The sequence below is a fragment of the Streptoverticillium reticulum genome, from assembly GCF_047456005.1.
Lineage (GTDB): Bacteria > Actinomycetota > Actinomycetes > Streptomycetales > Streptomycetaceae > Streptomyces > Streptomyces reticulum.
Genome location: NZ_CP179755.1, coordinates 7,482,482 through 7,498,849 on the forward strand (window position 1 = coordinate 7,482,482; position 16,368 = coordinate 7,498,849).

A 16,368-nucleotide genomic window follows, 5' to 3' on the forward strand; every position below is an offset into this window, starting at 1 on the left:
GCACCGGGGCGAAGTTCGACGGGACCGTTCAGAGCTGCAGTCGGATCGGCAGCGCGGAGGGTGCCGTGTCGGATTCCGGTGACGGGGCGTCGAACAGCGCCGTGAGGCTCGTGTACGCGCGGTCGAACGACCGTGATGGCGTCGTGGGCTCGAAGAGTCCGTCGGCCCGCCACTGTTCGGGGTCCAGGCCGATCGCCCAGGCATTGAGCCAGGGGTGCTTGTCGAGGTCCGCCCGCCGTTCGGGCATCGTGTCCTCCACGGCGATGAGGAAGATGGCCAGGGCCACCTCTTCGAGCACGGTCATCGAGTGGCGGTGGTCGTCCACGAGTTCGGCCACGGACTTGCCTTCCACGAGGTTGCGTTCGTACGCCTCGCGCAGGAAGGGGATCGTGTAGTAGTCGATGAAGCGGAAGTCCCGGCCCCGACGCGCCGTGCGTTCCCACTGCTTGAACAGTCGCTTGACCTGCAGGGCGAGGGTGTACAGGCCCGGCGTCGCGGCACGGACCGCGGCGGCTTTCTCCTCGTCGAGGAAGATGCCGTTGAACATCTGCGGGGTGGCAGTGGTCCACGAGAGCAGCGTGTCCCAGATGAAGGACAGTGCCATGATCAACGGTTCGCCGAAGTACGAGTAGGAGCTGTGGATGTTGTATGCGAGCCAGTCGTTCTGGCCGAGCACGAAACGGTTCAACTCCTCGACCCGCTCCGGGCGCAGACCGCTCCGGGCGTCCTCGCCGATCAGCTCGATCAGCGCCGAGTTCTCGAAGGCAATCATGTTGGAGCCGGGGGAGTAGAACGGGTCGGCGAAGGCCGCCGCCTCGCCCACGCAGCCCCAGCGGTCGGCCGAGAGAACCTGGGTGGACGTGTAGCTGTAGTCGCGGACCGCCAGGAAGTCGAGAACCTCGTGGTGGGCCAGCGCGGGCACGACCGCCGGTTCGTGCTGTTCCAGCCACTCGACGGCGCCGGGGAGGCTGCTCATGCTGTCGATGTCGTGGAGCTCGCCGGAGGTCACGATGCCGACGCTCGTGTTGCCGGAACCGAGCGGAATCAGCCATACCCAGTACCCGGGGCCCATGAGATGGACGGTCGAGAGCCGACGCCGGCGGCCCGGCACCCGCTCGTGCCACTCGGCCTGGTCGTCGGGGACGAAGTCCTCGACGTCGAGCCGGCCTGTGACGCGGAACCAGGCGGCGTTGAACCGGCCCTCCGTGGCGCGCTGCAGCCCCAGTTTGCGCTGGAGGAACCGGGCCCGTCCCATGGCGTCGACCACCCACCGGCAGCGTGCGCTCCGGGTCACCCCTGTCCCGTCGACGTACGTCACCAGGTGCGAGGCCGTGCCGGAGCCCAGGTCGATGTCGCGGACCTTGCTGCCGGCGGCGATCTCGACACCGGCCTTGAGGTTCATCTCGTAGAGGTCGTTCTCGAGGACCCCGCGGTCGATCTGGTAGGTGGAGCGCCCGGGGAAGGCCGACAGTCCGATCTCGGGAGCGTTCGCGAACGGCTCGCCGGCCCGTCCGAAGAAGTAGCGCAGGCCCAGCTTGGGGAGGTGCTTCTCCGCCATGTACTCGGAGAGCCCGAGGACCGAGGAGAAGTAGAAGCCCGCAACGTCCACCGTCGACTCGCCCACCTTGTGAGCCGCCGGCGGCACCGGGTAGGTCTGTCCGTCGATCGTCAGGACCGAGGCGTCGGGCTGCTTGCGGCGCAGGTGGCGGGAGAAGGTGGCGCCCGCGAGTCCGCCGCCGCAGACCACGACGTCGTACCAGGGGATGCCGTCGCAGGCCTCGGAGCGCTCAGCGCTGAACAGTGTCACGGGAGTCCTCCGGATTGCCGGGTACGGTGCCGTTGCCCGGGGTGCCGGCCGTCTGCCGGGTCAACGCCTCGGACCACAGGGCCAACAGCTGTGCGGCTTCGGTCTCGTCGAGCCGGTCGAGGTCGTGTTCGAGGGTGGCGACGAGCCGGTGGGAGCCGCCGGGAGCCGACGGCTCGAGCGACACCCCGAGCACGAGCGGGTGGTGGAGCTGCCCGAGGGCGACGCACTCCTCGACCATGGTCAGCCGGCCGGCGGCACCACGGGCGTGATGGAAGTGCACGAAGTTGAACCACCCCGCGACCGCCCGGTCGTCCGCGACACGGGCGGCCAAGGGGAAGCCCGCGTAGGGCTCCAGCGCCTCGAGCCCGGTCTGGACCGCGGACGGAGGAGGCGGCGCGTCGGTGCCCCACCGGGAGGTGAAGGGCAGGATGTTCCAGAACAGGCCGGTGGTGCGGAGCGGGTCGGTGAGCCGCTCCGACCGGCCGTTGGCGACGACGCCCACGGTCAACGACGGCGCGCCGGTGCGTCGGTGGAGCGCGGAGACGAACGCGGCGAGACAGCAGGCCTTGGGGGAGATGCCCTCGGACCGGGCGCTCGCGAGGAGCGCCTCGGTCCGCTCCGGGGGCACGACGGTCTCCGTGCTGCCCACGCGCCGGATCTTTCGCCGTCGCGGGGCCGTTGAGCCGTCCGGGAGCGTGGCGAGAGCCTCGGCCCAGAAGCCTTGCGCCCGTGGGTCGTCGGCGAGGGCCCGTTCGAGCGCGACGAACTCCCGGTACGAGTCCACCGCCGGCGCCGCGGTGTCCGGGCGGCCGCCGTCACGGAGTTCTGCATAGTCCTCGAGCAGTTCGTTCCGCAGCTGGACCCCGCTCCACCCGTCCGTCATCGCGTGGTGCGCGGACATCACGACGTCGGCCTCGGTCGCGGAGCGTACGACGATGCGGAAGCGGGTCCACGGAGTGGCGCCATCGGTGGTGAACGGCTCGACGAGGTCGGCCTCGACAACGGCGTTGAGCACCTGCTCGGCGTCGTCCTCCGGACAGGTCACGACGGTGTCGACCCGGGTGCTGTCCGGAGGCAGCACGTACTGCAGCAGACGTTCCGAACCAGGTGCCCGGATCACGGTCGTGCGCAGCGACCGGTGCCGCTCGACCAGCCCGCACAGCGCTCGCCGCAACACGTCGACGTCCAGGTCGTTGTCGCGCAGCCGCCATCCGGCGACGCAGTGGTAGGCGTGCAGGGCCCGCAGGTCCGGCTCGGCGGACCACGCGACCATGCGCTCCTGAAGGTGCGTCAGCGGGTAGGCGTCCTCGCACCGGGCAGGCAGGTGCCGGGCCTCCTCGTCGGTGAGGGCCATCGCCGGGCTCACGGACGGCGCCACGGGGGCGGCGTCGTCGGCCTGTTGGGACACCATGCGCGCGAGCGCGCGTACGGTCCGGTGCTCGATGAGGTCGCTGGTGCGCAGGGCGATCCCCATGCGTTGCGCGGTGTGCACGGCCTGGATCAGCCGGATCGAGTCGCCGCCGAGCCGGAAGAAGTCGTCCTCGGCGCCGACCACGGGCAGACCGAGTACCTCCGCCCACGCCTCGGCCAGGCGCGATTCGAGCGGATCCGCGGGCTCGCTGACCGGACGCTCGGCCATCCGCCCCGTGTGCACCTCCATCAGGGCGCGGCGGTCCACTTTCCCGTGCTCGGTGGTGGGGAGGACGTCGACGCCGTGCACGGCGCTCGGGACCATGTACGCAGGGAGGATACGGGCGAGGTGGCCGGAGAGCTCGTGCGCCAGTACCTCGTCGTGCTTCGCCCCGTGGGCGCCCGGCCCGCGGACGAAGGCCACGAGAACCCCGCGGGCGGGGTCCGCGACGACGACGGCGTCGTCGACGAGGTCGTGCGTGCGCAGCGCATCGGCGATCTCGGTGGGTTCCACCCGGAAGCCGCGGATCTTCACCTGCTGGTCCCGTCGGCCGGCGAAGACGAGTTCCCCGTTCTCGTCCCAGGCACCGAGGTCGCCGGTGAGGTGCAGGGTGCCCCCGTCCGGGCGGAAGGGGTGCGGGACGAACCGGCGGGTGCTCTGTTCCGGGTCACCGACGTATCCCGATGCCACACCGCGCCCGGCGATCGCGATCTCGCCGATGACGTGGCGGGGGAGCAGGCGCCGGTCCCGGTCCAGGATGTAGACCTGCTTGTTCGCGCGCGGCCGGCCGATCGGCACGCTGCGGTAGGCCCGTTGCGGGTCCACCCGGTGCAGCGTCGTGTTCACGCACGCCTCGGTCGGTCCGTAGCCGTTGTACGCCGCGACACCGCGGGCCGCGTACGCCATCAGGTCCGCCGCGTTCGCGGGCTCCGCCGCCGAGATGACCACCCGGAGTTCCGTCAGCCGCGCCGGGTCGAGGCCGGTGAGGTAGGAGGGGGTGATGGTGGTCGCCGTGACGGCGTGCCCGGCCATCAGGTCCTCGAGGCGGCGTGGGTCGGCGAGATCCTGTTCGCCGGGGAGTACCAGCGCCGCGCCGGCGAGGTGCGTCATGACGATGTCGAGCAGGGCGCCGTCGAAGGAGAGCGCCATGAACTGGAGGTAGCGGTCGTGCGGGCCGAGGGAGAGCTCGGTCACGTGGTCGAGGCCGACGTTCACCAGGCCGGCGTGGTCGAGGACGATCGTACGCGGGGTCCCGCCCGAGCCCGAGGTCGTGATCATTGCGGCGGCGTCGCCGCCTCGCGGGTCCGGCCAGGCCGTCTCCCACGGTGGTTCGGGCCCCGTACCCGCGGGGAATTGCAGGTCCGGGCAGCACACGGCGAGTGCGGGAAGGTCGGTGAGGCGGTCGAGCAGGCTGGAGTGCACCGCCAGGGCCTTCGCCTTCGCGGTCTCGGCGATCCGTGCGATGCGGTCGGCCGGGGCGTGCGGGTCGATCGGTACGTACACGGTCCCGGCGGCCATGCACCCCCACAGCGCCACGAGGGTGTCCTCGGTGCGCGTGACCAGGACGGCCACGGCTTCTCCGGCGGCGAGGCCCAGGTCGTCGCGCAGGTGGCGGGCGAACCGCTCGGCGCGGGAGCGCAGTTCGCCGTAGCTCACGGTCCTGCCGCCCGCAAGGACGGCAGGGGCGCCGGGAGTTGTGGTGGCCACCGTGCGGAACCGGGTCGCGAGCGAGTCGTCCGGGGTGTGGGCGGGGACGTCCGTGGCATTGAGGGTGTCCAGCTGATGGCGGATCTCGTCGTTGTCGAGCAGATCCAGATCGGCCACCGCCACGTCGGTGTCGGCGAGGTGCTCCAGCACGCGTCCGACCAGCCCGGCGACGTGATCGGCGAACCAGACCGGGTACCGGCCGTACCGGTCCTCGACCTCGAGGGCGCACTCGGCCGCGTCGATCCTGATCACCAACTCGGCCGCGTCGTCGACCGGTACGGCCTCGTGCAGGCCGGTCTCGGCGACCACCAGGCCGGTGTCCCCCGGTCCGTCCGTCTGTGCCCACAGGTCGCGGACAGGGAAGCCCTGCGTCGCGTAGGAGGTGGCGACCCGGTCGCGCACGTGCTCGATCAGCGACCGGAAGCTGCCCCGCCGCTCCGGGCGGAAGACCAGCGGCACCCGGTCGTCGTGCGCGTAACGGGTGTCCACCCCACGGAGCAGGGGGGTCGACAGCCAGACCACGTCGCGTGCCGAGGTGCGCTGGATGACGACCACGAGGGCGGCGAGGAGGACGACGAAGTCGCCGAGGGCCTGTCCGCCGCTCACGGTGGTGACCCGGCGACGGGCTTCCGGGCCGATGGGGGCGCGGTGCCGCGTTCCCGGGGCGGCGGTCATGGTGGTGACGACGGAGTCGGCCCAGTGCAGGGCGTCCTCGGAGGACGGCCTGGCCGCCAGCCAGTCGGCGCGCTGCCGTTGATGTGCCGGGCCCCGCAGGGCCTCCATGCGTGAGACGGTCACGACCAGCTCCAACGCTTCGCACCGTAGAGCCGTTCGGCGTGGCGGCCCTGCGCGTGGCAGGTCTTGACCAGGCGTTCGGCCTCTTGGAGGGCGAGGGACTCGGTGGTGTAGGGGATGCCCAACAGGGGGTAGAGCCACGGCTCTTCGCCCATCGCGTACACATAGACCTCCGAGCCGCCGAAGCGTTCGACGACGTCGAGGGCTTCGGCGGACGTGGACGCCCGCCCCCTCCGGCTGCGGTCGTGGTCCCGGTCCAGCGGGTGGGCGAAGTACGGGCCGTAGACCCAGCTCGCCGGTGCGCCTTCGCACTCCATGCCCAGGAACAACAGGTCGATGTCGCCGAGCAGGTCGTGCACGCGGTCGTACAGGGCCGGGTTGACGTTGGCGGTGTCGGCCCCGATCAGCACCGTCCGGCCGCCGAGGCGGATGTGGTAGGTGGACTTCGACCGGATCGCCAGGTCGTGGTGCTCGCCGACGAACGGCACGGCGGTGATGGCCCCGTGGGGAAGCGGAACGACGTCGAGCTCGCGCACCTCCCGGACATCGGGGAAGCCCAGGTGCTCGACGACGAGACGCAGGGACGGGTCCATGAGGCCGCCGCCGTCGTTGCCCGGCACGATGACCGTTCCCACCTTGTGCCGGATCTGCAGCAGTGTCTCGGGCAGCACGTGATCGTGGTGGGCGTGGGTGATCAGGACGTAGTCGATCCTGTCGGGCAGGTCTGCGAAGGAGAAGCGCGGCACGTCGGACGCGTGGTCGTAGGCGATGACGGGATCGACGAGGATGCTGACGTCGTCCTCGAACAGGACGCAGGCATGCCCGAAGTAGGTCACCCGGATCGTTCCCCGTCCGGCCGGTGAGCCCTTGCCGTCGGCCGGTGTCCGCGGAGGCGTGGAAGTGAACAGCTCATGGAAACGTGGACGGGTGTCGGCGTCCAGGCCCAACTCCTCGGCGAGCGCGCTCGGATCGACGGGTTCGGTGCGGGCGCGGAACAGCGTGTCGAGCGCCGGTGTGGCGAAGGGGACGGTGACTTCCACAGCGGCTTCTCCGGGCTCGCCCTCGGCCGTGGGCAGGCGGGGGGTGGAGAAGGCGAAGGGACGGTCGCCGTCGCGGTCCGAGCGCGCCAGGCGCAGACACTGCCCCGACGGGTCGGCCAACGCGTCGGCATACAGCAGCCGTTCGTAGAGCCGGCAGCGCGCCCGGTTGTGCCGGTCGTATTCCAACTCGACCAGGCCCCGCAGCGCGGCGGGGACATCGGGGTACAGGGGCTCCAGGGCATTGCCGGTCGTGTTCTCCAGGAGCTTGTCGAGTTCGGCGAACGCCGATACGAACTCCTGCCGACGCCGTGCCATGGCGCGCGTCGCGTCCAGCAGTGCCGCGACCTCGGCGACCCGGGTGCCGCCGAGGTCGAGGAACGGGCCGCTGCGCGTGGCGGGGTTGGCCGCCGCGGCCGCGTGCATCGCCGGGGAGCGGACGTAGGACTCCATCATCCGCAGATGGCGTTCGACGACCACGAAGGCCGCCGTCGCGGGCGAGACGAGGTGCACCCACGCGTACCAGCGGTCGACCAGGGGCTCGACCTCGACGTCGCCGCGGAGGAAGCACCCTGCGCCCGTTCCCGCCCCGGTCACGGGTGGTCTCCGTCGGTGGCCGGCGTGTCCAGGTCCGCCAGGGCCGACTCGATCTCCTCCAGGTTCTCGACGACGAAGTACCGGTTCTGGAGCCGGAGGATGTCGTACGTCGCGAACCGCACCACCTCCGGGTCGAAGGGCTCGACCGGCGAGGCGGGGCCGAGGCACTGCCGGATCTCGTCGGCAGAGGAGAGGATGGCGCCTCCCAACGCCCGGAGCCCGTCGGGCGTCCGGATCAAGCCGGTCTCCAGAGTGCTCCACAGGATGCTCTGCAACAACGCGAAGTCGTCGGGCCGCGCGACGCACCGGACTCCGATGCGGCCGAACTCCTGATACAGGCGCGCCGTGCGCGTGTGGGCCAGGTAGGGACCGTGACCGAACAGGTCGTGGAACAGGTCGGGCAGCTGGGAGAAGCGCATCTCCTCGGGTGTGCGCATCCGGCTGGTCACGGGGAACCGCCGGTTCCAGAGCATGTCGAAGAACTCGGGCCCCTTCACGAGGCCGTTCACCGCCACGAACGTCCAGCCGCTGATCGCGCTCATGCGCTTGTTCACCTGCTCGAGGTCGGGCACGTGCTCGGCCGGGAGGCCGAGCAGGGCGAGCCCCTCCAGGTAGACGGACGGCGCGGCCGACGGCACGAGATCCGCCTGCTGGTGGTACAGGTGCTGCCAGACTTCCTGGTCGACCGGCTCGTAGTGCTCCTTGACGGGCGGTACTGCCTGGGTGTCCACTTCTGCTCCTTTCGGCGGGCCGGCTCCGTACCGGCCCCGGGGCGCGCGTTCAGTACCGCAGCTCGATGGTCAGGGGGGCCGGGGCCGGCGCCGACGCGGCGCCCACGGTCCGGTCCAGCGGGTCGTCGGCGTGATCGAGGAGTGTCTCCACGATCCCGAGGAAGGCCCGCCCGAGTTCGGTGAGCGTGTCGTCGTCGGTGCGGGCGCGGGGTGCCACGATCTCGATGTCCAGCGTGTCCGCCCGTTCGGTGATGTCGAACCACAGTGCCGTGTGGGCGCCGAAGACGAAGTCCGGCCGGGGGGCGTCTTCGGTACCGGTCAGGAGTGTCCGGGGCTGGAGGGTCAGGCCGACGTCGGCGAGCGGTGTGTCGGCATCCAGCCCCAGCGCCCGGCCGATGTTCACCGGCGGGACCCATCGGTGGGCGAGAGCGTCGAGAGCCGACCGGCGTACGGAGCCCAGGAGCGTGGTGAAGGGGGCGTGCGGCTCGACGCGGTCGCGGATGCCGAGGGTGTTGATCAACGGTCCGAGCTGCTCGTCGAGGACCGGCCCGTCCCGCAGCGACACCGGCGACATCACGACGATGTCGGTCTGCCCGGTCATGGCGAACAGGAACGCCTTGACCAGGGCGTGCAGTCCGGTGAAGAGCGTCGCGCCGGTGTCCGCGCACAGCACCCGCAGCGCGCGGGTACGGCGGGTGTCCAGGCTCACCCAGTGGCGGCGTCCGACGAAGTCCCGGGGTCCGTCCTGGCGGCCGATGCCCAGCGGCGTGAGGTCGGGGCGGGTCCGGTCGATCCCGGTCATCCGCTCGGTCCACCAGTCGAGTTCGGCGCGCCCGTCGGGGCTTTCGAGGTAGGCGAGATGGTGGGCGGCGATGTCGTGGAACTGACGCGCCGGCGGCCGGTGCGCGCTGCGCCCGTCACGCCGCGCCCGCCGGTCCTGCTGCCACCAGCGGGCGAGGACGTCGAAGGACATGCCGTCCCACACGATGTGGTGGGCGGTGACCAGGGCGAGGGACGACGCGCCTGGACGGCGGACCAAGTGGAGCCGGAACAAGGGCCCTTCGGCGAGGTCCAGTGGCCGGGCCGTCTCCTCTTCGACGAGCTTGTGCAGGTCTTCGGCGGTGGGGGAGCGGGACAGGTCGGTCAGCCGGAGCGCGTCCTTGTCGCCCTGCTGACGGATCCGTTGCCGGGGGTGGTCACCGACCAGGGGGAACTCGGTGCGCAGGATCGCGAAGGACGTGACGAGCCGGGCGAACGCCGCACGGTCGGCCTCCGGGTCCCATGGGGTGCCGAGGTCCAGGATCTCGGGGAGCGCAGCGGGCGTCTCCGGGGCGCGGAACTGATCGAGCAGCCAGAACTCCGACTGCGCGGGCGACAACGGGTAGTTGTCGGCCTGTGGGGCCGGGGGAATCGTGGCCGGGCAGGTGACGGGCTGCTCCGTCGTCGGTGTGCGGCGGGCGTCGATCAGCTCCGCCTGGCGGGCGAGCGTGGAGTGCGTGAGGACGTCCTCCAGGGCGAGGGTCACGCCCAGTTCCTCCTCGACCCGGGTCACCAGGACCACGGCCAGCAGGGAATGGCCGCCTACGGAGAAGAAGTTGGTGTCGGGGCCGAGACGGGGACGGTCCAGCAGCTCGCTCCACAGCGACTGCAGCACGGCCCTCGTGTCGGGTGCGCCACCCTCGGCAGGCCCGGGGGCCTCGGGGTTCTGCTCGGCCGGGGGCTGCGCAAGGTCGGCGTACCGGGTGCGGAGCGCGTCCAGGTCCACCTTCCCGTTGGCCGTGATCGGCCAGTCGTCGACGGTGACGAACCGGCTGGGGACCATGGGCGCGAGCAGGAGCTCCCGCAGCCGCCGGCGCAGGGCGGGAATCCGCTCCCGGTCGCGGTCGTCGACGTAGGCCACCAGCGTCGGGGCCCGGACGGATCCCGTCCGGGCGTCGTCGGACTCCGTCCTGACGTCGGTCACGGCGTCCCCGGTCAGCAGCCCGGTGCTCAGGATCGCGGCGCGGACCTCCTCCAGCTCCACCCGGTATCCGCGGATCTTGACTTGGCGGTCCCGCCGCCCCACGAACACCAGATCGCCGGAGGGGAGACGCCGGGCGAAGTCTCCGGATCGGTACCACCGCCGGGACCTGCGCCCGTCGTGGTCGTCGCCCGCTCCGAAGGCCCGGGCGGTCTCCTCGGGGCGGCCGAGGTAACCCCGGGCCACGGTGGGCCCGCTGATGACGATCTCCCCGACGCTGCCGTCGGGAACCGGTTTCCCGTCCGGGTCCAGCAGGTCCACGCCGACCGTCCCGATCGGGCGGCCGATGTTCTGCACGTCGGACGGCGACCCGGGGGCCTGGTAGGGGTCGAGTCGTTTGAACGTCGTGAAGACGGTGGTCTCGGTGATGCCGTAGCCGTTGACGACGTCCACGCCGGGGACGCGCTCGGCGAAGCGGCGGACGGTTCCCGGGTTGACGGGTTCTCCGCCGAGCACCACGTAGCGCAGGGAATCCGGTGCCGGCCCGGGGCCGCGGTGCAGTTCGTCCACCAGCCGCTCGAAGGTGGTCGGGACCTGGGAGAGCACCGTCACCCGTTCCCGCACGAGAGCCGGGAGCAGTTGTCGTGGGTCACGGCGGGTGGTCTCGGGCACGATCACGACGCGGGCTCCGCGGGAGAGCGGGAGGTGGATCTCCCAGACGGAGAAGTCGAAGGCGATCGAGTGCGTCGACGTCCAGACGTCGTCGTCACGGAACTCGAACGGCCAGCCGCCCGCCCACAGGAGCGCGACGGCGTTCGCATGCTCCAGCACCACGCCCTTGGGCGTGCCGGTGCTGCCGGAGGTGTAGATGACGTACGCAGGGTCGTCCGCGCCGGTGACCGGGGTGAGGTCGGCCGCCTGCCCGTCGTCGTCGGAAGGACCGGGTTCCTCGTCGAGGGCGAGCACGGGAAGCCACTCCAGCCCTTCCGGGAGGAGGCCGCGGTCGTGACCGTCGACCACCAGGAGGACCGGTCGGGCATCTTCGAGCACGGCCCGGCGCCGTGCCTCGGGATGGGTGGGGTCGATCCCGAGGAAGGCGCCGCCCGCCTTGAGGATCGCGAGCCGGGTGACGGGCACGCGCTCGGTGCGCTCGACCGCGTAGCCGACGATCCGCCCGGGGCCCACCCCGAACTCGCTGCGCAGCCGGTGGGCGAGCCGGTTCGCCCTGCGGTTGAGCTCGCCGTAGGTGAGGACCCGGTCCTCGCACACCACGGCGGGGCGCTCGGGGGTGAGCCGGGCCTGGCGCTCCACCGCCGTGTGCAACAGGACAGGGGCCGTCGGGGCGTCCAGTGCCGAGGAGGCCAGGGCGGCGACGGTGGTGCCGTCGGAGTGCGGGAGGGCGCCGATCGTGCGGGAGAGCCCGGCGAGCCAGCGGTCGATCGTCGTGCTCGCGAAGAGGTGGGAGTCGTATTCGAGTTCACCGCGCAGTCCGTCCTCGTCCTCGACGAACGTGACGATCATGTCGAGCTTGCCGACGCCGCGGTCGACGTCGACCCGGCGGGCGTGGGGTTCTCCCCATACGGACTCGGTCCGGGCGCCGGGAGCGTTCTGCAGAACCAGCATCACGTCGAACAGGGCCGAGTGCCCGGGGTCGCGCACCGGGCCGAGGTCGCGGACGACGAGGTCGAGCGGGTACTCCTCGTGGGCGAAGGCGTCCAGGGCGGTCGACCGGACGTGGGCGAGGAGTGCGTCGAGCGACGCCTCCGGGTCCACACGGGTCCGTAGGGCCACGCTGTTGACGAAGGAGCCGAGGACGTCTTCGAGATCGACGTGCGGGCGGCCGGCCACCGGGGTGCCGACGATCAGGTCGCGCTGTCCGGTCAGCCGGTGCAGCCACACGGAGGTTGCAGTGAGGAGGGCCATGAACAGCGTGGCCCGGCGGTTCGCGGCCCACGACCGCAGTGCTCCGGTCACCTCCGGGCCGAGCGTGAAGCGTTTGACGTCGGCCCCGGGAGCCTTCGTGGCGCCTCGCGGGGCGTCCAGCGGGAGGTCGAGGACGGGCAGCGGTCCGGCCAACTGGTCCATCCAGAAGCGCTGCAGCCGCCGGCCCGCCGGACCGGCGAGCCGGGCGCGCTCCCACGCGGCGTAGTCGCGGTATTGGAGGCGGACGGGTGGCAGCTCGGCCGGGCCGTCCTCGGTGGCCAGGGCCCGGCACCGTGCGGCCAGTTCGGTGAGCAGGAGGGTCAACGACCAGGTGTCGCTGATCAGATGGTGGATGACGAGATACAGCACGCTTCCCCGTCCGGACGTCGTCGCCGGACCCGCCGGGGTGATCAGGCCCAGTCGCAGCAGGGGACCGTCCGCGGTGGCGAAGGGCCGCTCGCCCATCGTGCGCAGGTGACGGGACGGGTCGGCGGCCGTGCTGGTCTCCACGGGTACCCAGCCCGGTTCCGGGGGCAGGATGCGCTGCACGAGTTCGCCGTCCACCAGGGAGAAGGCCGTGCGCAGGATCTCGTGCCGGGCGGTGACTTCGTCCACGGCAGTGCGCAGCACGGTGGGGTGGGGGACCTCGGACAGCTCGACGCCGATGGCGATGTTGTAGGCGGAGGAGGTGGCGTCGAAGCGGCTCGCGATCCAGTGGCGGAGCTGGCTGTGGGATGCCGGGGCCGTCCCGGCCGGCGGCGTGGGTTCCAGCCGGGCGACCCGGCACGAGGTGTGGTCACAGTCCTGCACCACGCGTGCCTGTGCGCGGACCGTGGGGTGGGCGAAGATCGTGACGACGTCCAGGAGTCCGCACACGCCCGCTGCCGCGCGCGTGGCCATCCGGGCGGCGTCCAGCGAGGTGGCGCCCCGGGCGATGACGTCGTCGTCCGGGCCGACCGCCGTGCCGTCCAGGACCTCGCGCCACAGGGCGACGAGGGCGTCTTCGACCGGCGTGGTGGGGGAGGGGAGCGGGCCTGCCGTCGGGCCGCCCGGACGTCCTGTCGGCAGGGCCTCGATGTCGATCTTGTCGTGCACGGTCCGGGGGAAGGCGTCCAGCACGTGGATCACCTCGGGGACCATGGCGGCCGGCAGGAACCGGCGGAGGTGCGCGCGGACGGCGTCGGGGGCAGGCGGTGCGCACGAGGCGTCGTGGGTCACCCAGGCGATGAGCCGCTCGCTGTCCGCCTGTTCCGACGTTCCGCCGCCTGTGGTGCGGACGAGGGCGTCGTCCACTGCGGGGTGGCGGCGCAGCACGGCCTCGATCTCGGCGGGAGCGATCCGCAGCCCGCGGACCGACAGTTCGTCGTCGAGCCGCCCCAGGAACTCCAGGTTCCCGTCGGCGCGCCACCGGACCCGGTCCCCGCTGCGGTAGAGCAGCTCCGGTCCGGCGACCGGGCGCCGCACGAAGCGTTCGCCGGTGAGCTCCTCGTCGTTCAGGTAGCCGGCGGCGAGGCACTGCCCGCGGACGAAAAGCTCGCCCGGCACCCCGAGCGGCGTGAAGCGGCCGTGCCGGTCGAGCACGGCGACCCCGGTCCCCGGGATCGGACGCCCGACGGGCACGGACTCGCCCACCGGTCCGGCCGAGCAGTCGAAGGAGGTGACGTCGACGCAGACCTCGGTCGCGCCCCATCCGTTGAGCAGGCGAGCACCCCCGCCGCGGCCGACGACCTCCTCGAAGAGCTCGACCAGCCAGGGGTGCAGGGTCTCAGCGCCGGCCAGGATCCATCGCAGCGACGAGAGCGCGGAGCGGAAGCCGAGCGCGGCCACATGCTCGAGCAGGCTGCGCAAGGGAGAGGGCACCAGGTCCACGACGGTGACCCGTTCGCGCTCGATGGCGTCGAGCACCCGCGCCGGGTCGCGCTCGTGACCGGTCGGCAGGAACCACACGCGGCCGCCGACCGGCAGCAGACGGAACATCTCGCAGATGGAGGGGTCGAACGACAGCGCCGTCCGCCCGAGGGAGACGTCGTCGGGACCGAGGCCGAGGTGGTCGATGAGCCACAACTGGCGGTTGACGAACGAGCGGTGGCGTACCAGGACGCCCTTCGGCCTGCCCCGGGAGCCGGAGGTGAACATGACGTAGGCGAGGTCGTCGCCGTGCAGCCGCGGGAGGGAGCGGCGGGTGTCGGCCCGTCCGAGGCCTTCGAGGACGATGGTGGGGCGGTCGGCTGAGAGCGCAGTGCGCGCGGCCCGGGTGGTGACGATCAGCCGGACCCCGGCCTCGGCCAGGAGCTGGGTGCGCCGGGCCTCGGGCAGCGTGGGGTCGAGCAGGAAGAACGCGCCTCCGGCGGTGAGTACGCCGAGGGCCGCGGTGAGCACCGCGCACGATCGTTCGGCGACGACGGCCACGATCTCCCCCCGCGTGACGCCGTGGGCCAGCAGGGCCCGGGCCACGCGCTCGGAGCGCTCGACGAGTTCCCGGTACGTGAGGGTTTCCGCCTCGCAGGCCGCCGCGGTCCGCTCGGGGTGGCGAGCGGCCGCGGCCCGGACGAGCTCGTGGATGGTCGTCTCCGCGGCGGCCGGAGACTGCCGGCCCGCGAGCTGGTGTTGCTGGAAGCCGGTCTCTGCGGGGGCGAGCACCGGGAGCCCGGCCAATTCCCGCTCCGGGTGGGCGGTGCCGGCGGCGAGGACGCGGGCGACCGCCTCCTGGAGCCCGCGGCCGGATGCGTGCGGGTGTTCGAGGGTGATCGTCGGCTCGGCGCCGCGCCGCAGGGTGAGTTCGCCTCGCGCCGCGGGGCGGGGGCCGGTGCTCGGGCCGACGACGTTGGAGTCCGCGACCAGAACGCTCCAGTGGCCCGCGGGCCGGGGACCGGGGAGCCGGTCGGAGATCGAGGAGCGCAGGCACGCGAACGTGACGGAAGGAGGACAGTCCACGACGACGCGGTGTGCCGTGCCGGTCCCGGCCGCTGTGCCGTGTGGCCTGATCGTGACGTCGAGGACGAGCCGGTCCCGGTCCTCGTACCGCTGGAGCACGACCGCGGCGGCCGCGAGCACGTCGTCGACGGAGTGGCGGGGCCCGTCGGAGTCCTGGGCCCGGGAGTGTGCCGGGCTCATGCGTCGGCGCCCTCGTCGTCATCGGACGGCTGCGGGGCGGACAGCCGGTCGGAAACGGTGGTCACGTCGGGGGCCGTCCGCGGGGCGGGCGGCTTCGTCCCCCGCAGCGGAGGTGTCGTGCCCGACCGGTACCCCGACGGTCCCTTGTACTCGGAGATCTCTCCCGCCCAGTTGCGCAGCACCGCCCGCTCCGGTGACAGGCTGAGCAGGTAGTTCGGGGCGACCGGGATCTTCCCGCCGCCGCCGGGGCTGTCGATCACGTAGGTCGGGACCGCGAAGCCGGTGATGTGGCCCCGCAGGCCTTCGATGATCTCGATGCCCTTGGTGACGCTCGTCCTGAAGTGCCCCGCGCCCCGCACCGAGTCGCACTGGTACAGGTAGTAGGGGCGTACGCGGATGCGGACGAGCTCGGTGCACAGCCGGCGCTGCACCTCGACGCTGTCGTTGATCCCCTTGAGCAGGACCGCCTGCGAGCCGACGGGCGCGCCGGCGCGGAGGAGACGGTCGCAGGCCCGGCCGAGCTCGGGGGTGATCTCGTACGGGTGGTTCACATGGATGTTCACCCACATCGGGTGATTCGCCTCGATGATTTCGCACAGTTCGTCGTCCACGACGAACGGGTTGAACACCGGGGCGCGGGTGCCCAGGCGGATGATCTCGACGTGCGGAATCTCCCGGATTTCGGCGACGATCTCGGCCAGGCGTTTCCGTGCCATCGTCAAAGGATCGCCGCCGCTGATCAGGACGTCGCGCACCTGTGGTGATTCACGGACGTAGCGGATCTGCTCCTGCCAGTCCGCGTGGCCGTAATTCTGCTGCCCGTCACCGACGAACCGGCTTCGCGTGCAGTACCGGCAGTACGCCGCGCAGGAACTGGTGACCAGCATCACGAGCCGGTCGGGGTATTTGTGAATAACTCCGCGTACCGGCTCGTTCTCGATCTCCGAGTTGGCGTCGGGAAGCCTTCCGTCGAAAGCCTCCATTTCCCGTGAGGTGGGGATGACCTGACGCCGCAACGGGCACTGCGGATCGCTCCCGTCGATGAGGCTGAGGAAGTACGGGGTGACGTCCACGCGGAACAGGCCGTCCGCGCCGAGCGCGCCCTCCTCCTCCTCGGTGAGCTTCATGACCTCGCGCAACTGCGAGGCGCTCCGCAGCCGGTGTGTCATCTGCCACCGGGGGTCGCTCCACTCGGCCTCGGGCACGTCCGCCCACCGGGGATGACGAGCACTCGCTCCGTTCTGCACACCGATCGCCATCTGCAACCTCCGGCTGAATCCGGACGA

Annotated in this window: 6 protein-coding genes; all 6 read right to left on the bottom strand. The window is 71.7% G+C overall.

What is annotated here, in order from left to right; translation table 11 throughout:
* Positions 1 to 28: 28 nt before the first annotated feature.
* The 6 genes from ACMATS_RS34070 to ACMATS_RS34095 are packed head-to-tail and all read right to left on the bottom strand — an operon-like array spanning position 29 to position 16,341.
* On the bottom strand, positions 29 to 1,807 hold the full coding sequence (locus tag ACMATS_RS34070) for an NAD(P)/FAD-dependent oxidoreductase (protein ID WP_414170126.1): 1,779 nt from the start codon (positions 1,805 to 1,807) through the stop codon (positions 29 to 31).
* Positions 1,788 to 5,723, bottom strand: coding sequence for an amino acid adenylation domain-containing protein (locus ACMATS_RS34075; protein ID WP_414170127.1), 3,936 nt, complete (start codon positions 5,721 to 5,723; stop codon positions 1,788 to 1,790). The genes ACMATS_RS34070 and ACMATS_RS34075 overlap by 20 nt, the downstream gene beginning before the upstream one ends.
* Positions 5,720 to 7,354 carry an MBL fold metallo-hydrolase gene (locus ACMATS_RS34080; RefSeq protein WP_414170128.1) on the bottom strand — a complete coding sequence of 545 codons (1,635 nt, stop codon included), beginning with the start codon at positions 7,352 to 7,354 and terminating at the stop codon, positions 5,720 to 5,722. Before ACMATS_RS34080 ends, ACMATS_RS34075 begins: the two co-directional genes overlap by 4 nt.
* Positions 7,351 to 8,085: a hypothetical protein gene (locus ACMATS_RS34085; RefSeq protein ID WP_414170129.1), complete on the bottom strand. Its 735-nt coding sequence runs from the start codon at positions 8,083 to 8,085 to the stop codon at positions 7,351 to 7,353. Before ACMATS_RS34085 ends, ACMATS_RS34080 begins: the two co-directional genes overlap by 4 nt.
* A 49-nt stretch (positions 8,086 to 8,134) precedes the next feature.
* The gene (locus tag ACMATS_RS34090; RefSeq protein ID WP_414170130.1) at positions 8,135 to 15,082 is read right to left on the bottom strand and encodes an amino acid adenylation domain-containing protein; all 6,948 of its coding nucleotides are present in this window, start codon (positions 15,080 to 15,082) and stop codon (positions 8,135 to 8,137) included.
* Entirely contained in the window at positions 15,079 to 16,341 is a 1,263-nt protein-coding gene (locus ACMATS_RS34095) for a KamA family radical SAM protein (protein ID WP_414170131.1), read from the bottom strand. Before ACMATS_RS34095 ends, ACMATS_RS34090 begins: the two co-directional genes overlap by 4 nt.
* Between the last annotated feature and the right edge of the window lie 27 nt (positions 16,342 to 16,368).